Origin of the sequence: Gottfriedia sp. NPDC058432 (genome assembly GCF_042721555.1) — a bacterium.
GTDB lineage: Bacteria > Bacillota > Bacilli > Bacillales > Bacillaceae_G > Gottfriedia.
Window position 1 is genome coordinate 126,172 of the sequence record NZ_JBHXLC010000007.1, and the last position, 20,505, is coordinate 146,676.

Sequence of the window (20,505 nt, forward strand, 5' to 3'; positions counted from 1 at the left end):
CCAGATTGTTAAATTTTGTACTAATTTTCTTCAAGTGTAAAACAGAATATGATGGATAAATTTGCTAAGCTAAGTTTATTAGGAATTTCTAATGAAGTTTCTAATAAAAAAATTAGAGGAGGATATATTGTGTATTTCAAAAAAACATTAAGTATTTTATTATGCACAGCTTTTTTGACGGTGCCAATTAGCACAAATGCACAAGAAAAAAGTAATTCCACTTTGGAGGATATTGAGTATGGATTAGAAGAAAAACTATCTAAAGTAAATACCTTATTAGAAAAAGATGTTGGCATTGAATTTAATAGTAGGGAAAATTTTTTTAATGAGGTCAATCAAATACACATTGAAATTGAAGATTATTTAAAATCTTTGGATTCAGATAACTTTTATAATACACAAGTTCATATCGAGTTGATTGATAAACTTGGAGAATTAGATTTAAAAGTAGAGCAATACAGTAATAAAAATATGCTGCGAGCATCAAAAAGCTGGCGATATGGTGATATTCTTTATTATGGGATAGGTAATAATAATGCTGCTGGAGATAAATCATTAACAGGACATACTGCAGTATTATCAACAAAAGACTATTTTGTAATTGAAGCAGCTAGAACAAAAAATAATGGAGCAAAAGTTTTTCATTGGAACAGGGATAAATTGTGGAGTGGGGCTAGCGGCATTAAACAATATAAAGTAACAACTAAACTGGGTAAAGATGCAACAGCTACCGAAAGAAATAAAGCTGTTCAATTTGGTTTAGAACAGAAAGGGGAGCCATATGCTCTAAAAACATCAATTTGGTCTACTGATGCATGGTATTGTTCTAAGTTAACAAATGCAATGTGGAATCATGTCGGCTATAATTTACAATCATCAAATGCTTATACTATTGACGGAGTTATAGCGGTACTCCCTAGAGATATAATTGCTGACGCCAATGTTCGCCTTATTAAAAATTGGGGAAAAACATTACCTGGAAATTTGTAATAAATATCAGGTGATACTATGAAAAGAAAATCTATATTTTTATTGATGGTACTATTAATCGCAGGAATAATTATTTCAGCATTTTCAATTTTTAGAAATACAGAGTATGAAAACCGTACTATAATCAATGGAATTGAAAATTTCAAACCAAAATATTCCGATAAAAAAGAGAATTTTTTATTATTTTATCCAGCTGACCCAAGGGTTTCACAAGAATCTACCATTGTAAAAGAAGTGACTAAAAAGGGTAAAATTGTTCGAGAATACGCAATTAAGGATCGTGATTTTGGCAGAATGTTAATTCATCAAAAGCCAAATAACTTAAATAAATTATTTATATCATTTTTTGGAGACGCTTCAATAGATAACTATTTTTTTACTTACGATATGACAAAAAGAAAGTTCGATAAAGTAAAACTTGAGTATTTTAAATATCCTGTTGGAGTAGACCATATTCAACATTATGGTGAAGACACTTTGTTTCAAACAATTGCCTCTCATAAAACAGGTGATCAAAATATTGATCAAAAGACAAATGATTTCAATATGTCTATTTCAAATTATACATCAGAAAAAAGCTTCGAAACTGAATATGGATATGAGCCTAAATGGACACCCTTATTAGGTTTTAAAAATAAGATATTTTATGGAACGAGTGGAGAAGTTAATGAAAAGGAGATAAAAGTGTATCCTGGGATTGGTATTATAGACTTAGAAAATCAATTAATTAATTACGAATCACCAGAATCTAACGATGTTGACTTATTTCCTGTTTATTCAACTAAAGATCATGTCTATATAGTAAGTGATACAGGAAAATTGTATGTGTATAATAATGAACTTATATATGAAGTTTTTGAACCCTTTAAAAATCTGCAAAAGCAGGATCTCTATTATTATCAGGAATTTCGACCAATAATGATTAATGAAAAAACTGCATTATATAATTTGTATAGTTACGAATATGGGAACACACTTGGTCTACTTACATTTGAGCCTGTACCAACTTTCAAGCCATTAAAAAAGAGCTATGTAAATAATAAGAACAATTACAAGTTTATTTATCAAGATATTGATAAGGAAGAAATATATGTACTATCTAATAACGAAGAGAGTTATAAAGTATTAATATTAGATAATAAAACTTTGGATTTAAAAGTAGAATTTCTGGTTGAGTATGGTCATCTGCTTGATTTTATTGTACGGATTTAGAATAATATTAACTAATTTGTGACTGCGAATCTTCAATAGGAGATTCTTTTTTTTATAAAAAATAGCTAGTCCCCTTAAAAACATAGTGGAACTTTCGAATTTTATCTAAAATTTAAAGTCATCAAAAACAATCATCAAAATCAATCTAGTCAATATATTCCACCCTACTGTTCAAATGAATACGTTTTCACAACCCCGGAGGTATTTTATGATGATAGTGGAGGTGTTACAGATGATTGAAACGAAAAAAGTGATTGATTCAAATTTATCAGATGCCAAGACAAAGAAGTCATCTAAAAAATTAAGAGATTTTTTAAATTATCTTACGTTTGTAGGACCAGTAAGTATTGTTTTTGCAGCGATCGTGTTAACGCCATTTTTAATCGGCTTTTTCTATTCATTTACTCAGTGGGATGGTGTAGCTGATTCTGCTAAGTGGGTCGGACTTGAAAATTATAAATACATTTTTACGAAAGATACGGATTTTATCCATTCGTTTATATTAACCGGTAAATATACATTATTCGCTGTGATCTTAACCAATGTGATTGGTTTTGGTTTAGCGTTAATCGTAACGCAAGCATTAAAGACTAGTAATATTTTAAGAACAATCTTTTTCCTTCCAAATTTAATCGGTGGATTATTATTAGGTTTCATTTGGCAGTTCATTTTTAATAAAGGTTTAATTTCTATTGGACAATTATTACATTCAGACTTTTTACAAAGAGCACTTTTAGGTGAAGAAAAAGGTGCGTTCTGGGCAATTGTCATCGTGGCAGTTTGGCAAGGTGCAGGTTACATAATGGTTATTTATGTAGCGGCTCTGCAAGGTGTACCACAAGAATTAATTGAAGCAGCTCAAATTGATGGTGCAAATAAATTCCAGGTGTTACGTAAAATCATTATTCCAATGGTAGCACCAGCTGTAACAGTTTGTTTATTCTTAACAATTTCATGGTCATTTAAAGTATTTGATACAAACCTTTCATTAACAAATGGTGGACCTTTTAAGTCTACTGAGATGTTAGCTTTAAACATTTATACTGAGGCTTTTGTAAATAACCGTTATGGATTAGGTGAAGCAAAAGCGATTGTATTCTTCGTAGTCGTTGCGTTAATTTCAGTGATTCAAGTGTACATTACGAAGAAAAGGGAGGTTGAGGCATAATGCTAAAAGAACGATATACAGGCTTTACTTTTATATTAGAAATAGCGGCAATTATACTTGCTCTCATCTTCTTAGTTCCTTTTTATTATGTGTTAGGTAACTCATTTAAATCATTTGCTGATATTTTACAAAATACATCTTCGCTTCCAAAAAGCTTAGATTTTACAAACTATCAACAAGCAATTGAAGTTATGAATTTCTGGAAAGCGCTAATGAACTCGTTAATCGTGACAATTGCTAGTAATGTTATAATCGTATTTTTCTGTTCGATGACGGCTTATAAACTAGTTCGTTCAAAAAGCAAAATTTCAAATATTATTTTCTTTATCTTTGTAGCGACAATGGTTATTCCGTTCCAATCAATCATGATCCCATTAGTGAAAGTTGGAAGTACACTTCATTTAATGAATAGTCATTGGGGATTAGTAATCATGTATTTAGGTTTTGGGTCAGCATTATCAATCTTCCTATATCATGGATTTATTAAAACAATCCCAATTGAGTTAGAGGAAGCAGCAATTATTGATGGATGTTCACCGACTATGGTTTTCTGGAAAGTTGTTTTTCCTCTATTAAAACCAATTACGGTTACAATTGTTATCCTAAATACGTTATGGATTTGGAATGACTTCTTATTACCATCACTTGTATTAAGAGATATGGAGTTAAGAACAATTCCTCTTGCTACATTCTACTTCTTTGGAGCATATACAAAACAGTGGAACTTAGCGTTATCTGGACTTGTTTTAGGTATAACGCCACTATTAATTTTCTACTTTGCAGCACAGAAACATATTATTAAAGGGATTACGAGCGGTTCAATTAAATAATGTGATTGGGTGGAAGCTATCAATATATTCCACCCATCATGTCAATATAGGCTATCCATAGTTGTTTATTTTTAAATGTATAATGAAAGCGTATTCAAAATAAAGAATATTGAGACGGGGGTTTTTAGGATGAAAAGGATGCTAAAGGTAGCAGCAGCATTAACAACATCAGTAATGTTATTCTCTGCATGTTCTGGAGGATCTTCAGACAAAGGGTCAAATGATTCAAAGGATAAAAAAGTAACATTAAACGTATTCCAGTTTAAAGCTGAGATTGCGAAAGATTTAGAACAAATGGCTAAGGATTACCATAAGGAAAATCCAAACGTAACAGTTAAAATTCAAACTGTTGGTGGCGGTGCTGATTACGGTGCTGCATTAAAAGCTCAATTTGCTTCAGGTAATGAGCCTGATATCTTTAACAACGGTGGATTCCAAGAGGCAGTAACTTGGAAAGATAAATTAGAAGATCTATCTGATCAATCATGGGTAAAAGACTTATATCCAGGAACTGAAAAACCAATGACAATTGACGGCAAACTTTACGGTATGCCAATGAATACTGAAGGTTATGGCTTTATTTACAATAAAGATTTATTCGCGAAAGCTGGTATTACTGAAGCACCAAAAACATTAAGCGAATTAACTGCTGCAGCTGAAAAGCTTCAAAAAGCAGGTATCACACCATTCTCAGTAGGTTATGGTGAGTGGTGGATTCTAGGAATTCATTTATTAAATATTCCTTTCGCTCAACAACAAGATCCAGACAAATTCATGGCTGACGTTAATTCTGGTAAAGTGAAAATTCAAGACAACGAGAAATTCAAACAATTTATGAAACTGTTTGATTTAACGATTAAATACGGAAATAAAAATCCTTTAACAACAGATTACAACACTCAAGTTACTAACTTTGCTCAAGGTAAAACTGCTATGATCCAACAAGGTAACTGGATTCAAGGTATGGTTGATGGAATCACTCCAAACATGAACTTAGGTGTGTTACCAATTCCAATCAACGATGACAAAGCAGCTATGGACAAATTACCAATGGGTGTACCAAATAACTGGGTAGTTAACAAAAACTCTAAAAACAAAGAAGAAGCTAAAAAATTCTTAGAGTGGATGGTTACTTCTGACACAGGTAAAAAATACATTGTAGAAAAATTCAAGTTTATCCCAGCATTAAAAACAATTCAAGGTAAAAACTTAGGACCAATCGCAGACGACTTACAAAAATACTCTGCTGAAGGTAAAACATTATCTTGGAACTGGTTCAAATACCCAGATGGAGCTACAAATGAGTTTGGTGCATCAATGCAAGCTTACGTTGGAAAGCAAAAATCTGCTGACGAAATGTTAAAATCTCTTGAAGATACTTGGATGAAATTAAAGAAATAATCTTAATTTGAGGCTTCCCTAAAATAGCTCCATAGATTAAGGTAACCCACAAGGAATAATCCTTGTGGGTTTTCTTTTTCTCATTCATAAACAAGAAACTGTTCTCTTTCTTTTTCTGTCAAATCTTTAGGATTTAATCCACTTTTCCTACAGTGTTCATACAATGCCTTAACCTTTACTTTAGGTTCACTTGTGCAGTTTGGTTCTACATAAACTCCGTCAGGAAATCCATTTTCGAACTTTCTCATTTCATCAAGCATAGCATTACTCACCTTATTATTTTTTTATAATTGTTAATGTTGTTTTCTTCCCGTTTAAATAGACTTCTAATTCATTGAAAGGAATTTCGCTCTTCAATTCACCAAAATATTCATCTGTTACTTCAGAATCTTGTACAGCATTTTGTTCTTCAATATTGATTCGATGTTTATCATTAAATTTATCAACATTAACCTCGATTAGTGAATAAAAGTGTTTATTATTTTTTAATTTAACATAAAGAATTGCTTCTTGTTTATTTAATTCTTTAAGATAAATTCCATTAGCTAAATCGTTAGTCCAATTTGTTTCTGTTTTAGATAGTTTTTGATTTTGCTTAATAGAAAGTTCAGTAGTTTGGGAGCAACCGTTTAAAAAAGGTATACTAATCAGAAACATAACTATTACGATCATTAACAAATAATTAATTTTAAATAATTTCAAAAAAAATCTCCTTTTTCATTTTTATTTATGTAACCAGGTCAATTCTCCATTATTTAATTTTTTATTTACTCTGCTAATTAATGTATCATTTGAAGTCCATAATATTCCACTATTCCAATACCAACAATCTCTTCCTTTTTGGTTATTATGCAAATCCATATTTCGATGTTGACTTTCTAAATAACCATCTGCAGCTTTTTTTTTCAGTTCAGCAGAACTTTTATCTTCATGAGCAGTTGCATATAAATATGCCCAGGACTTATCAACGTATCTGCACATTAGAGCATTCCAAATAGCATGACGAAATGCATCTGATTTATCACCTAAGCCATTATAACTAAATTTATTTCGAGTGTATTCAAAAGCTTTACTTTGTGTTGTTTTTGTTAAAGCAGCTGCCTTAGGATTGCTAGCTACGAGAACTTTTTCTTTAGTATTTAATTTTGTCCATTCACTATAGATTTCTTTATATGCGGCATTAGCTGTAATTCCAATAGTAGTAGGTTCATTTCCAAACTTTTTATCAAAATATTGAATAGTTTCCACAATAGAATCCTTTTCATTCTCTTTAATATAATCTTCAATTTCTATATACATTTCAATTTCTTCCTGTTTTATATCTAGTGCTTTAAAATATATATTTGTACTTAATTTGTTTAGATCCACGTTTTCTAAATAGGTGTCATCAAATTCATCCAAATCTTCTACTATAGCTGGTATCTTTTCCGTATCAATAAATTCTTCTTCAGTCGGTTGTTCAATTGTTGTATCTTCATTTTCTAAGTTAATTTTCAATTGATTTTCAGCTTTAATTATTTCACTACTAGAAGTCATCTCGGTACTTCCTAATGTAAAGGAAGGAAATATCATCAATATAAGAGTAGTAGTTAGAACGATATTTAATATTTTAATCTGCCATTTCATTATAATTTTTTCCTCCTTTTTTTATAAGTTAATTTTAGACTAACAAAAAAATGGAGGGTTTCTTGGAAATAAAATGAAATATATATGAATTTTTTTAAAATTTGATTTGATATCTTTCAACGGTAAACTAAAAGTTCAAAAGGTCGCGAACTTAAGGAGTTATTTAAATGGTATAAGGGTGTTATTCGCTCTTTATCTTTGATAAACTAATAATAGAAAGTGCAAACGTTTCCGCAAAGGATGTTATCATGAAAAACAGTATTAGAAGTAAGCTGATTACCTTATTGTTAATCGCAACCATTATTCCATTTGGCTTATCGATTATAGCAAGTTATTTTTATACGAAAAACACCGTTACGAAGGAATTTGTAAATACGAATTATGATTTATTGAAGCGTAGTGGAAATGATTTAATGAATTATTTTAATGAAATTTACGGTATTCCATTGTCCATTTATAGTAATAGACCGTTTTTGTCGGTGTTAGAAAATGGTGCTACAGCCTACATCGAACAAAATTCTGCTGAAATTCAACGGAGTTTACTAGGACTGTATTTTTCAAGAAGAGAAATCGAGCAGTTGCATTTATATTTAACAAAGGGTAAGGACGATTACACCGTATACAATGCAAAGGTGAGTAGTCGAGGGAAAATGTATAATTTCAATCAAATTCCCACATATAGAAATTTAAGTTTTTCAAGGGACTCGTATTATATTCAACCGACTCATCCGATTCAAAATTATAATAATTTATCGGATTTTCGAATAGAGCCAGTTAAGCAAGTTGTATCATTTCATTATTTTTTAAATAATGTTACATCCGACCAGTGGCTCGGCTTTTTATCAATCGATATTGAATTAAGTAGAATTAATGAGATTTTTGATCGTATTTATAAAAAAGGAGAGGAACATCTTTTCGTTGTTGGCGATGGGAATGTTGTCCTTTATTCATCTGAAAAAAAACTGATTGGTAAAAAACTAGAAACAAAATGGTATAAAAAAATTAGCTCGGATCGGTCAGGTGAAACTAGTTTTGAATGGAAGGGTAAGGATTTTAGTGGGGTCTATGTGTATGACAAAATAAAAAGCAATCATCAACAATGGACAATCATTAAAAGCATTCCTTATAAGAATCTCTATCATAATTCGAACCAATTATTGAAAATTACAGTTACACTCGGGGCAATTTCAGTCTTATTAGTCATCATTTTAACCATTATCGTATCCTTCAGGTTTACAAGACCAATTCGAATCTTAATTCGAGATATGCAGCGAATTGAGAAGGGAGAACTTGCTGTTTCTTTTGATACGTTAGGAAATGATGAGTTTGGTCAGTTAGGTAAACATTTTACTTCAATGGTCGAAACGTTAAATGATTTATATATAAAAGAATACAAGCTTCAAATAGAGAATAAAACGAATCAATTAAAAGTACTTCAGTCTCAAATAAATCCGCACTTTTTATACAATGCCTTGCAGTCAATTGGAACTCTTTCATTAAAAAATGACGGAATTAAAGTGTATCGATTAATTATGTCACTTTCAAAAATCATGAGATATAGCATGAAAAATAATGAAGATTTTGTAACGCTTAAGGATGAATTAAACCATATAAAAGATTATTTATCGCTTCAAAATGAACGTTATGATGGCAGATTTGTTTATAACCTGGAAGTGGATGAAGGGTTAAACAAAGTAAAAATGCCAAAAATGATTTTACAGCCAATCGTAGAAAATTTCTTTAAACACAGCTTTGAAAAGCAACAAAGGCTTGGTGAATTAAATATTTCGATTCATAGACAAAAAGATGATCGTTTAAAAATAGTCATTGCTGATAATGGTGAAGGTGCATCAGAAGAGGAATTAGAAATCATCAATTCATCGCTGTCAGAAGGTGGATTAAATACTAACGAGAGTATCGGTTTAAAAAATATTTCTGATCGCATTCAATTCTATTATGGTAAAAAAGCAGAAGTAAAAATAGAAAGTGTGAAGCATGAAAACTTTGTTGTAACGATAATCTTACCGATTGAAATGACAAGAGGAGAAGTTAATCATGAAGGTTCTACTAATAGATGACGAAAAGCATGTACGAGAAGGTGTAAAACTTCTTGCAGAGTGGGATGCAATTGGAGTTACTGAAATATTAGAAGCAGAAAATGGAGCGATCGCGCAAGACATCATTCTAAAGGAAAGACCGACAATTATATTTACTGATTTAATGATGCCAGAGTTAGACGGTAGAGGATTATTAAAGTGGCTTCATTCAGAAAACATTAATTGTAAAGTAATCGTTGTAACGGGATATGATGACTATCATTATATGAGAGAAGCCATTCAGTTCGGTGCGTCTGATTATTTATTGAAACCAATTGATCCGGATATATTGAATGAAACTTTAGTAAAAGTAGCTTCAGATTGGAATGAAAAAGAAAAAGAGAGAATTGATGCATTAAATGATTTTCGTTTGCTTCAGGAAGTTTTACCTGTTTATAGAGATAAACAATTAACAAATGCGATTTACGATAAAGAATATAATCAGAACATGTTAAACCAATTAGGATATGAAGAAGGGCAAACTTTACATGTATCTTTACTAAAATTACGAAATCTAGAGACATTCAAAGATATTTGGCCAGAGGATTTATGCTTCTTTGCCCTTTTGAATATTGTAAATGAAGTTCTACAAAACCGAGGAATTGCGTTTCGTAATTTACAAGGTGCGAAGGAGATTTGTTTACTATATTGGGGCGAGCAAGTAACTGATAGTATTCAACATATAGCTAAAATTTTATCGACAGTTGTGCCTTTTCCGTTTCATTTTGCGATCAGTAGGAAGTTACCAATTGAGTCGATCCAGTCGGGGTACGAAGAGGTTGTAAATGTCCTACAGCATGTAAATATTTTAGAAAAGCGAGATGTGCCAGTTTATTCTTATGAAGATATAAAAGGGTATAATCCGATTAATCTAGTAGAAATCATCAACTTATTTGAACAAATGGTTGAGAAGCAGGATATTTATATTTACGATGAAGTCATTCAACTTTTTAGTAAACGAATCGCACAGAAAAATTATCTTCCTTTTGCACAGTTACTTTCATTGCATCAGGAGTTTTTAATCTTCTTAAATCACTGGATTAATAAACTTTCGCTTCAAACCATTCAAGAAGTGAATCTAGAATTGTTCTGGAATGCGAAAGGGCATTTTGAAATTGGTGATTATGTAGCGACTCAAAGAGAAAGAGTACAGTCGATTATTCAAGAAAAAAATCAAACGAACCAAGAACTGAATAGTATTGAAGCAATCGCAAATTATATTCAACTGAACTATGCTGAAGAGATTTCACTTCAGGAGTTTTCAGAGAAATTTTATTTAAGCCGAGAATATATATCCCGTAAGTTTAAACAAATTTACGGTGTGAATATATCAGATTATATTGTTTCAATTCGGATTGAAAAAGCGAAGGAATTATTGAAGTTTCCAAATTTAAAAATCTATGAAATAGCTGGGAAAATTGGCTACCAAGATGATAAATACTTCCGAAAAGTGTTTAAGAAAATCGTTGGGATGACCCCAAATGAATACCGAAATATGAATGATTAGTCATTATTTAGTAAAAAAGTTGCAGGAAATCTTTGGAAACTGGGGAATAAGTAATTAGATATTTATTCTACGCTTTTATTTTATGTTTCGGGGGATTAAAAAATGGAACAGGCAGTTGAAAGAGTTTTTACTAAAGAGATTTTAACGAATGCAGCATCACAATTTGGTATTACAGTAGAAGAAAAACCAGTCGGAGAGTTCGAGAACTATCTATTTAAAGGTAAGCTGGCAGATGGTACTGATCGCATTTTACGATTAACGCATTCATCTCATCGCTCAAAGGATGAAATTGAGGCAGAGCTTAAGTTTTTACAATATGCAAGAGAAAATGGAGCAAATGCAGCAGGTTCTTTAACTTCTTTGAACGGTAATTTAGTAGAAGTTCAAAATGCAAGTGATGGCACCAGTTTTTACGCATCAATGTTTGAATGGGCAGATGGTAATTTAGTTGATCGTACAAACCCAGCTGTTTGGAATGATGACCTAATGTACACATGGGGGAAAACAATCGGAAAACTTCATGCGTTAACAGTTGATTATCCTGTCACAAATCATCGTGAACATTGGGACGAAGAAGCTTATTTAAATGAAATGTTAGCTGACGAAGAACTTGGCATTTTTACGAAGGAATTAATAGAAGAAATCAAAGCTTATGACAGAAAGAAAGATTCATATGGATTAATCCATAGTGACTTGCATCTCCAGAATTTCTTCGTAAATGATAAAGGTGAAATTACGGCTTTTGATTTCGATGATCTGCAATATAATTATTTCATTTCAGATATCGCAATTGTCCTATACTATACTGCTTGGGGTAGTAAGGCATCATTCGAAGAAAAATCGAATTTCGCAAAAAGACAGTTAGAAATCTTTCGAAAAGGTTATGAAACCGAATATGTTTTAGATGAAGAATGGTATAACCGAATTCCTTCATTTTTAAAATGTCGTGATATTACGCTTTACCATGTACTAAATATGAAATATGAAGAGAAAACGCAGAGAGTCATTGAACTTTGTGAAGAGTTAAAAGAGCGAATCATAAATAAGAAATCAATCATTGATCTTTAAAATTACAGTAAACAAAAAGCTACGATTCAAATACGAATCGTAGCTTCTTTTTATATTTAAATTGGGGGGTGAGTAAGGTTATTTATGTGTAGCTTCTTCTATTTTAGTAATATTGCTCTCATATAGATCATCTTGTAATGGAATATAGCCAACCTGCTCAGCTAAAGTTGGAGCATTTTCATTGGCAAATTTCAAATAGTCCAAAACAACAGGACGTTTAAGTGAGTCTATATTTACATATGTGTAGAGTTCACGAGAAAGTACGTAAGTCCCATTTTTGATTGTCTCCTCAGTTGGTAAAACTGCTTTACCTGTTTTAGGATTTACGATTGGTACGATTTTTAATTGATCTTTGTTTTCTTCATAGTAAGCATGACCAAAGTATCCAATTGCACCTTTTTCACTAGCAACATCAGCGACAAGATTTTTGTCATCTTCAGATGTTTCAGCATCTTTCCGTTCGCCAGCTTGATTTAAAATTGTTTTATTAAAGTATTCGTAAGTTCCTGACTCAGTACCAGGGCTAAAGAATTTAATTTCTTTCTTTGGCCAAGCAGAGTTTAGTTCGTTCCAAGTTTTTATTTTACTTTTTACTGACCATAACTTTGCTAATTGTTCAACTGTTAATTGATCCACAAAATCATTGTCTTTATTTACTACGACTGATAGACCGTCATAAGCTAATTTTAATTGAATATAATCGACGTTATTTTGTTTAGCGATTGTAGCTTCTTCATTTGATATTGGACGAGATGCGTCGTTTATATCAGTTATTCCATTTGCGAATTTTTTAAAACCATCAGCTGTACCACTATTACCTATTGAAATAGTTACCTCGGGTTGTGCAGATCTATATTGTTTCGTTATTGTTTGCATAATCGGGAAAACGGTAGATGAACCATCGATTAGTATGCTACCAGTTAATTGTTTTTCAGATGTACTTGAATTAGGATGATAGGCAATTCCACAAGCTGCTAAAGATAATATAGCTGTGATTGCGACGACTAATATAATTACTTTCTTTAGTTGCATCTACAGTTCCTCCCCTCGTTGTTTTTGCTACATTTCTTACAATATCCCACAAAGATTAACTTGCTTTTAACGCTACGTAAAGAATTTGTAAAGGTATAGTGAAAGTCCCCCTTTTTTGTTAATAACCAATTAAAATGACCGTATAAACAGTAAAAAATGGGAGAGATATAAGGTGGAGCAAATTGTCATCATCCAAGATCAAAACGAGATTGAACATGTGCTTCAACAAAGTAAACAATTCGGATTAATTAAAATCAGCACATATCGATATGGAGAGTTTAATGAAGAAACACATTTAGGTTTCTTAAAAGGTTGCATAGTATTAATGAAAAGCCAAGTTTTGGACGAGTTTATTCCATTGATAATGAGAATAAGACGGATAACAGAAATACCGATCATATTATTAGTTGAAACTTATGATTCATACGAAGCAGCAATATGTATCGAAGCTGGAGCGGATCAATATGTTAAATATCCGATTCATCCTAGAGACTTGTCCGCAAGAATAAAAGCAGTTATGAGGAGAGCAGGCAATGAAAAAAATGAAGAAGACAGAGAAAAAGTTTTATATTTTGGAGAAATTTCCTTCTATTTAAATCGAGAAGAGGTTTATAAAAACAAAATGAGAATCGAACTAAATGGTAGGGAATACGCAATTTTACTTTTTTTAATAAAAAAAGCTGGTTTCATTGTAACGAGAGAAGAATTAATGGAAGTCATTTCTGTTTATAAAAATAGAAGATTAATCGATATTTATATCCATAGTTTACGACATAAAATTGAGGAACTTCCGAATTATCCTAAATATATTAAAACGATTAAGGGAAAAGGTTATCGGTTTGAAACGCTTGTTAATTGAACACGTGTGTAAAAAGCTAGGTGCATTCTTTTTTAAGGATGACATTTAGCTTTTTTATTTTTATATGGCAGAGCTTTGGGGAGAGTAGGATGTAATCTTATGTTTTTATTTAAAAACAGTTTTTTCTATAATAAGAGACAACTTTTTTTATTAAAATTAAAAAAAATTTATTTTTCGTATAAACCCAAGTAGACCAAAAAACTAAGTTAAAAGCGGGTGGATTTAAACGCTTTCGCAACTTGAACAACAAAAATACCTAATTTGTTTATTTACCACATTATGGTAATATTAGAATTTTAATATAACAAAAAGATGCGTAGTAAATACTCTTTCTTAATTTTTTTGTCTCAATTTGAGGAATATAGTCGAAGAAGTAGGGCTTTTGTTGTCTTTTGTAAATTCGAAAATAGAGGATATATAAGTAATTAGATACAGCATTAACGATCGAAAAATTGGCAAATGAAAAAGCTAGGTGAATCCAGATAAGGATGTACATCTAGCTTTTTATTTTATAAGTGTAGTAAACCCAACTTGTAAGATCTTACTCAGCGTGATGTAACATATAAGTATACGCCGTGTCAAAAAGGTGCTTTAAATCAGCATTCGTCATGAAAATTAAGTCCTCAAGTGAAAATCCATTTGTTAATTCAAAAAATTGAACCATGTTTTTACGCTCTTCTCTCCTAATTATTAACAACATTCCCTTTGATTTAGAATGACTAATTTGTTTTCAATCTGTTTTAATGCAGTGTATTTATATTTTAACTATTATATAACAATAAAATTAAAATATGCTAGAAATTTTTACTGAAAAAGTAAAAAAGATAATTTAATCATTTCATTAATTATTATTCAAATTACAACGTATTAATTATTCTAGAAAAATATCTAATATTACAATTTTCATTAATGAATGTAACAGAAAAAGACCAGTTTGTAAGAGTTTCAATAAGTTAGGTAAAAAATTCGACAAAAAGCGATATATTATGGTAAATTTAACTAAAACTTCCTATTATAGGTTAATTTCTACTTAACTTTTTGTTAAGTAATTGTTATACTTGGCATTGTTGAATCTGATAGTATATTTTAATAGAATAATAAATGGATTACAGGAGTCATTAGCTATTTATTTATACCCCCAATTTATCAATCTTCAACTCAATTATTAGTTAACCAAAAAGAAACAAATGATTCTTTGATTTATCAGAATAATCAAATACAAACAAATGTTCAATTGATCAACATACAATGTCGTTATTAGGAGTCCATCTATTTTAGACGAAGTTATTAATCAATTAAATTTAGATTCTCAAATGCATGAACAATATGATGAGATTCTGTTTGATGCTCCGAAAGAGCGTCTAAGCAGATCATTACCAGTCATCACACACTTGTGAAATGATTTTTTGCATCAGTAACTGCTAACAATTAGTGTGAGGAGGGGTTAGATGCCCTAAATTATATTTAGTTTAAAAGAAAATAGAGTTTCTTCTTGTGTATTTAATCACATGAATATAGAAGTGGAAACTTTATTCATTTGGGGAAGGAAAGCAATGGAGGGAATTTGGAAATGAAGAAAGTAAGAAAAGCAATTATACCAGCAGCGGGTTTAGGGACACGCTTTTTACCTGCAACAAAAGCAATGCCGAAAGAAATGCTACCAATCGTAGACAAGCCAACAATTCAATACATTGTTGAAGAAGCAATTGAATCAGGCATTGAAGATATCATTATCGTAACAGGTAAAGGTAAACGCGCAATTGAAGATCATTTTGATTTTTCATATGAGCTAGAACAAAATTTATTAGAAAAAGAAAAGTATGCGTTATTAGAACAGGTTAAAGCTCCATCTAATATCGACATTCATTACATAAGACAAAAAGAACCTAAAGGATTAGGTCATGCTGTATGGTGTGCGCGTAATTTTATCGGCAACGAACCATTTGCGGTATTACTTGGTGACGATATTGTAGAAGCTGAAACACCAGGATTAAAGCAGCTAATGGACCAGTATGACAATACATATTCTTCAGTAATTGGTGTTCAAACAGTACCAGAAGAAGAGACGCATCGATATGGCATTGTTGAACCGATTATGCAAGAGGGTAGAAGATACGAAGTTAAAAACTTTGTCGAAAAGCCAGCACCAGGTACAGCACCTTCTAATTTAGCAATTATGGGTCGTTATGTATTTACACCTGAAATCTTTATGTACTTAGAAGAACAAAATATCGGTGCAGGTGGCGAAATTCAATTAACGGATGCAATTCAAAAATTAAATTCAATTCAACGTGTGTTTGCATATGACTTTGAAGGAAAGCGTCACGACGTTGGTGAAAAATTAGGGTTTATTAAGACAACAATTGATTTTGCATTAAAGCATGATGATTTAAGAGATGATTTATTGAAGTATTTACATGACATGTTAACAGTCAATATTAAATAAAGTTGGATGATCAGATTGAAAGCAATGAGATTTGAACAATCAGAATATGCTTCTAAAGCCATTCTTATCGAAAGAAACAATTGAAAAAAGAAGGATCTATTTATTTACTAAGCGCTTAGTGGATTTATCTGGCGCTTTTTTGGGTCTTATACTACTATTACCAGTTCATATGATTATTGCTATTATTTTAACGTTAGAAGATCCTAAAGGTCCAATTTTCTTTTTTTAAACTTCGGTAAAAATGGAAAAGAGTTTATTCAAAAAAAGGATGGGAGATTTTTGACGTGACAATTTAATCTGCCCATCCATAAATAGTTGAAACATTGTATTTTTTTATTTACCCAATAATAGGGACTTGACTAACAAGAGGGATGAACAAAATGAAAAGACAACGGTACACTGAAAGCAATATGGAACCATTACCAAGAGTGCATGAAAAACCATCCACTGCAAAATTGACATTGAATCGAATCTATATTTTGTTTACGATTTTATTTTGGCTGCTTTATGTAGCATCCACAATTTTTGATCAACTGCATAATGGCAATGGTAGTTTTAAACAAGTCGTTGAAGCGGGATTATATATCTTAATTGTTACGACACTATGTTTTTCCGCATTGATGTATCTTTATTCTAGACAAGGGGCATTGATCCGCTTTAAAGAGCATACTCGGATCCCACGTGAAACCTTATCTGCTTATTTTTCTGAGAATCAACCAGGAATTACTGTTTTGGTTCCTTCGTATGATGAAGAGGTTGACGTTATTCGAAAAACATTACTATCAGCTGTTTTACAAGAATATCCGACAATCGATGTACAACTTCTGATTGATGATAAGCCGAATCCAACAGATCCGCAAAAAAGGGAAAAATTGCAAGCAACTATGAATCTTGCAAAAGAAATTACAGAGCTTTTGGAAGTCCCTTATACTAAACTAGCAAAAGCTCGTGACGATTTTGAAGAGACTTATAACAAAACTGGGGAAATCTCTTCTTCTACTTTAAATGATTTAATAAAGCAATATAATTATGCTGCCAAATGGATTAATAAATTTGCTGATGATGAACCAGATGAGACTCATGTAGATGATTTCTTTAATAATCAAGTTTTAAGAGATTTAGCTAATGAATTAACCGTAACGGCAGTAGCATTAGAGAAATCCTCAAAAGAAAATTATGGCATGAGCTATGAACGAATCTATCAGTTTTATTCTCGATTAGTATGGATTTTTACCGGAAAAGTAGGGTATTTCCAACGAAAACAGTTTGTTTCTTTATCTGATGAAGCCAATAAAGCTATGAATCTTAACTCTTATATTGATTTAATGGGAGGGAGTTACAAGATTCGCCAAACACCAGCTGGTAAAGTATTGCAGAGAGTATCTTCTGAGGCAGAAGCAGATTTAGTCATTCCAGATACTGAATTTTTACTAACGCTCGATGCCGATTCTATTCTGCTAAAAGAGTATTGTTTACGTCTTGTATATCTATTGAATCAAGAAGGAAATGAAAATGTAGCTGTAACACAAACTCCTTATTCTTCTTTCCGTGGATGTCCAACTCGAATCGAACGAATTGCTGGTGCTACAACAGATATTCAACACACTTTACACCAAGGAACAACGTATTATGGCGCGACCTTTTGGGTAGGGGCGAACGCGGTCATCCGAAAACGTGCGATCGAGGATATTGCTGAAACAGAATATGTAAATGGATTTAAGGTTCGCCGTTTTATCCAAGACCGTACAGTAATTGAGGATACGGAGTCTAGTATTGATTTAGAAAAAAATGGTTGGACCTTGGCAAATTATCCGGAGCGTTTGAGTTACTCAGCAACTCCACCAGATTTCGGTTCTCTAGTTATCCAACGTCGTCGTTGGGCCAATGGTGGATTATTAATTATGTCGAAACTATTTGCTACTATTCGTCAACGCCGTCAGGAAGGGAATCCAATCAAGTTAATGGAAATCGTGTTGCGAGTCAATTACATGGCATCGATTGCTTGGTCTAGTTTTGGCTTAATCTTCCTTTTAGCCTATCCCTTTGACGATCGTTTATTGAGTATTTTTATTGTTGGTGCTGCTGTCCCTTACTTTACTGCAATGGCGAGTGATTTAAAATACAATCGTTATAAACGAATGGACATCTTCCGAATTTATGGTCTTAATCTAATCTTGTTGGCTGTTAATACGGCTGGAGTGCTAAAATCGATCCAACAGATATTAACAAGTGAAAAAATTCCTTTTGCACGAACGCCTAAGGTTAATGATCGAACTGGCACGCCAACACTTTATATCTTAGCGCCGATCATTATTATTGCTTACTCTGTTTTTATTTGCTGGCGCTCTTTCATGCTCGGAAATTGGCCGAATGCTATATTTTCCTTTTTTAACGCCTTTACTTGTGCGTGGGCTGCATTAACATTTATCGGACCTGTCAATATGATTGTGGATTTAATTCATAACTTTAAAGATTGGATATTTGTAGAAGTAAAACCTAAGCAAACTGAAAAAGCTGAAAAAGATCAATCAGAAATCAATTGGCAATCAGTTTTATACTATGGTGATGAGAAGGGGCAAACAGAAGTTCCTTTAAGCATATCACTTGGTAAATGGGAAAATACAGAGACAACTGAAGTTGAAGATAAACCTAATTTCAGCAATAAAAAAATAGGATGAAAATAGATTATGCAAAATAAAAAGAAATTGTCAATGCCGCGTTTAATGTTGGTATGTTTAGTTGTGGTAGCTGTAGGAGTTAGTTATTTTTATCGAGATAATATAGTCGTAGTTAGTAAAATAGAAAAAACAAAAAAAACAGAAAAAACAGCGGCAGAATCAAATCCTTGGTTTGCCCCTTATGTCGATGCTACACTGACACCGCAATATGAATTTGAAAAAATTGATGGTAATGTTGTGCTTTCTTTCGTAGTAGCTAAGAATAAAAATAGTGCTGTTCCTAGTTGGGGAGGCGCCTATTCGTTGGATCAGGCATCTGATGATTTAGATATCGATCGACGAATTGCTCGCCTACGACAAAAAGGAGGGGAAGTCATTGTTTCATTTGGTGGCTTATCCAATTCAGAATTAGCAATTACAACAACAGATGTTGGAAAAATAAAAAATGCATATGCTAAAGTTGTAAAGCGTTATGATCTGAATACGATTGATGTGGATTTAGAAGAAGAAGGATTGAGAAATAAGCATGCTGCTAAACTTCGTGGGGAAGCTTTGGCAAAATTGCAGCAAGAACGGAAAAAAGATAAAAAAGAGTTAGCTATTTGGGTAACATTACCAGTAACCCCGCAAGGTTTGACTGAGGATGGTACGGATGCCGTAACAACATTATTGAGAGCTGGAGTAGATTTAGCTGGCGTCAATATCATGACAATGGATTATGGGGGAAGTCGTAATTCAGAACTTTCTATGGCAGACAATTCGATTAATGCCTTGAAAAAAACCCATCGCCAACTAAAGATTATTTATCAAAAACAAGGAGTTAACTTGAGTGATAAAGCATTGTGGAGAAAACTCGGCGCAACACCAATGATTGGCCAAAATGATATCCAAGGTGAAGTTTTTGGTTTAGAAGATGCTGCTAAGCTGAATCAATTTGCCGTAGAAAATGGTTTGGGACGATTGTCTATGTGGTCAGCAAACCGTGACAGAAAATCCAGTGAGAATAGTGTTGGAATTCAAAGTGTTTCCAACTTTTACAGTGGTGTTAAACAAAACAATCAAGAGTTTGCAACGATTTTGAAACAGAATATGAATGGTAGTGTTTCTAGTGATGCAAAACGGACAACCAAGTCAGATGTAACGGATATAGATTTGAATAAACCGGATGATCCGAAAACTTCTCCGTATGAGATATGGAATGAATCTACAACCTATTTAAAAGGTACTCGTGTTGTATGGAAGCACAATGTGTATAGAGCTAAATGGTGGACAAAAGGAGATGCTCCTGATGCACCTATCTTGGATGAAAATACAATTCCTTGGGAACTTGTTGGTCCGGTATTGCCTGGAGAAAAACCATTGCCAAAAGTTAGCTTGCCTAAAGGAACCTATCAGGAATGGGAAGAAGGAGCAGTCTATGGAGCTGGTGATCGGGTAATGGTTAATGGCATCCCGTATGAGGCAAAATGGTGGAACAAAGATGAAAATCCTGAAAAACCCCTTGCTAATGATGATGCAGCACCATGGGAACAGTTGACTCAGGATGAAATTAAGAAAGTGTTGAAGGAAATTAGGAAATAATAATAGAAGAT

At 32.4% G+C, this 20,505-nt stretch carries 19 protein-coding genes; 14 read left to right on the forward strand and 5 right to left on the reverse strand.

Translation table 11 applies throughout. The features are described from left to right. The first annotated feature begins 48 nt into the window (after positions 1-48). The 5 genes from ACFWM3_RS09360 (at position 49) to ACFWM3_RS09380 (ending at position 5,601) form a co-directional block, all read left to right on the forward strand. A complete protein-coding gene (locus ACFWM3_RS09360) occupies positions 49-990 on the forward strand; it encodes a YiiX/YebB-like N1pC/P60 family cysteine hydrolase (RefSeq protein WP_390311162.1) in 942 nt (313 codons plus the stop codon). An 18-nt stretch (positions 991-1,008) separates the two neighbouring features. Then, positions 1,009-2,202 carry a hypothetical protein gene (locus ACFWM3_RS09365; RefSeq protein ID WP_390311163.1) on the forward strand — a complete coding sequence of 398 codons (1,194 nt, stop codon included), beginning with the start codon at positions 1,009-1,011 and terminating at the stop codon, positions 2,200-2,202. 232 nt (positions 2,203-2,434) lie between these two features. Then, positions 2,435-3,370 carry a carbohydrate ABC transporter permease gene (locus ACFWM3_RS09370; RefSeq protein ID WP_390311164.1) on the forward strand — a complete coding sequence of 312 codons (936 nt, stop codon included), beginning with the start codon at positions 2,435-2,437 and terminating at the stop codon, positions 3,368-3,370. Further along, positions 3,370-4,200, forward strand: a complete 831-nt coding sequence (locus ACFWM3_RS09375; RefSeq protein ID WP_390311165.1) for a carbohydrate ABC transporter permease — start codon at positions 3,370-3,372, stop codon at positions 4,198-4,200. Before ACFWM3_RS09370 ends, ACFWM3_RS09375 begins: the two co-directional genes overlap by 1 nt. A 129-nt stretch (positions 4,201-4,329) precedes the next feature. Then, positions 4,330-5,601: an ABC transporter substrate-binding protein gene (locus ACFWM3_RS09380; protein WP_390311166.1), complete on the forward strand. Its 1,272-nt coding sequence runs from the start codon at positions 4,330-4,332 to the stop codon at positions 5,599-5,601. Positions 5,602-5,681: 80 nt separating this feature from the next. On the opposite strand, the gene ACFWM3_RS09385 is transcribed toward ACFWM3_RS09380, so the two are convergent. From ACFWM3_RS09385 to ACFWM3_RS09395, 3 genes are read right to left on the reverse strand one after another with little or no spacing between them, the layout of a single operon-like run. Further along, positions 5,682-5,861 (reverse strand): hypothetical protein, encoded by a 180-nt coding sequence (locus ACFWM3_RS09385; RefSeq protein ID WP_390311167.1) that lies wholly within the window; start codon positions 5,859-5,861, stop codon positions 5,682-5,684. A gap of 16 nt (positions 5,862-5,877) precedes the next feature. Continuing rightward, complete coding sequence (locus ACFWM3_RS09390; RefSeq protein ID WP_390311168.1) at positions 5,878-6,303, reverse strand: hypothetical protein; 426 nt, start codon at positions 6,301-6,303, stop codon at positions 5,878-5,880. A gap of 21 nt (positions 6,304-6,324) precedes the next feature. Further along, positions 6,325-7,227 carry a DUF6973 domain-containing protein gene (locus ACFWM3_RS09395; RefSeq protein ID WP_390311169.1) on the reverse strand — a complete coding sequence of 301 codons (903 nt, stop codon included), beginning with the start codon at positions 7,225-7,227 and terminating at the stop codon, positions 6,325-6,327. Between the two features lie 248 nt (positions 7,228-7,475). Between ACFWM3_RS09395 and ACFWM3_RS09400 the strand changes: the two genes are divergently transcribed. The 3 genes from ACFWM3_RS09400 (at position 7,476) to ACFWM3_RS09410 (ending at position 11,898) form a co-directional block, all read left to right on the forward strand. Next, entirely contained in the window at positions 7,476-9,305 is a 1,830-nt protein-coding gene (locus ACFWM3_RS09400; protein WP_390311170.1) for a sensor histidine kinase, read from the forward strand. Next, positions 9,283-10,830, forward strand: coding sequence for a response regulator transcription factor (locus ACFWM3_RS09405; protein WP_390311171.1), 1,548 nt, complete (start codon positions 9,283-9,285; stop codon positions 10,828-10,830). The genes ACFWM3_RS09400 and ACFWM3_RS09405 overlap by 23 nt, the downstream gene beginning before the upstream one ends. Before the next feature lie 102 nt (positions 10,831-10,932). Beyond that, entirely contained in the window at positions 10,933-11,898 is a 966-nt protein-coding gene (locus tag ACFWM3_RS09410) for a phosphotransferase enzyme family protein (RefSeq protein WP_390311172.1), read from the forward strand. Between the two features lie 78 nt (positions 11,899-11,976). On the opposite strand, the gene ACFWM3_RS09415 is transcribed toward ACFWM3_RS09410, so the two are convergent. Then, positions 11,977-12,930 carry a PstS family phosphate ABC transporter substrate-binding protein gene (locus tag ACFWM3_RS09415; protein WP_390311173.1) on the reverse strand — a complete coding sequence of 318 codons (954 nt, stop codon included), beginning with the start codon at positions 12,928-12,930 and terminating at the stop codon, positions 11,977-11,979. A 172-nt stretch (positions 12,931-13,102) separates the two neighbouring features. On the opposite strand from ACFWM3_RS09415, the gene ACFWM3_RS09420 reads away from it, so the two are divergent. Continuing rightward, complete coding sequence (locus ACFWM3_RS09420; protein WP_390311174.1) at positions 13,103-13,789, forward strand: winged helix-turn-helix domain-containing protein; 687 nt, start codon at positions 13,103-13,105, stop codon at positions 13,787-13,789. Positions 13,790-14,330: 541 nt separating this feature from the next. Here the strand turns inward: ACFWM3_RS09420 and ACFWM3_RS09425 are convergent. Next, positions 14,331-14,489 carry a BH0509 family protein gene (locus ACFWM3_RS09425; protein ID WP_390311175.1) on the reverse strand — a complete coding sequence of 53 codons (159 nt, stop codon included), beginning with the start codon at positions 14,487-14,489 and terminating at the stop codon, positions 14,331-14,333. A gap of 417 nt (positions 14,490-14,906) precedes the next feature. Here ACFWM3_RS09425 and ACFWM3_RS09430 point away from each other — a divergent pair, with 417 nt between their 5' ends. From ACFWM3_RS09430 to ACFWM3_RS09450, 5 genes are all read left to right on the forward strand, one after another. Then, the gene (locus ACFWM3_RS09430; RefSeq protein ID WP_390311219.1) at positions 14,907-15,050 is read left to right on the forward strand and encodes a Wzz/FepE/Etk N-terminal domain-containing protein; all 144 of its coding nucleotides are present in this window, start codon (positions 14,907-14,909) and stop codon (positions 15,048-15,050) included. A gap of 309 nt (positions 15,051-15,359) precedes the next feature. Next, positions 15,360-16,235, forward strand: coding sequence for a UTP--glucose-1-phosphate uridylyltransferase GalU (galU, locus tag ACFWM3_RS09435; protein WP_390311176.1), 876 nt, complete (start codon positions 15,360-15,362; stop codon positions 16,233-16,235). Positions 16,236-16,266: 31 nt separating this feature from the next. Beyond that, positions 16,267-16,464, forward strand: a complete 198-nt coding sequence (locus tag ACFWM3_RS09440) for a hypothetical protein (RefSeq protein ID WP_390311177.1) — start codon at positions 16,267-16,269, stop codon at positions 16,462-16,464. A 151-nt stretch (positions 16,465-16,615) separates the two neighbouring features. Next, entirely contained in the window at positions 16,616-18,913 is a 2,298-nt protein-coding gene (locus ACFWM3_RS09445; RefSeq protein WP_390311178.1) for a glycosyltransferase family 2 protein, read from the forward strand. Positions 18,914-18,922: 9 nt separating this feature from the next. Continuing rightward, positions 18,923-20,494, forward strand: coding sequence for a chitinase (locus ACFWM3_RS09450; RefSeq protein WP_390311179.1), 1,572 nt, complete (start codon positions 18,923-18,925; stop codon positions 20,492-20,494). Positions 20,495-20,505 lie beyond the last annotated feature (11 nt).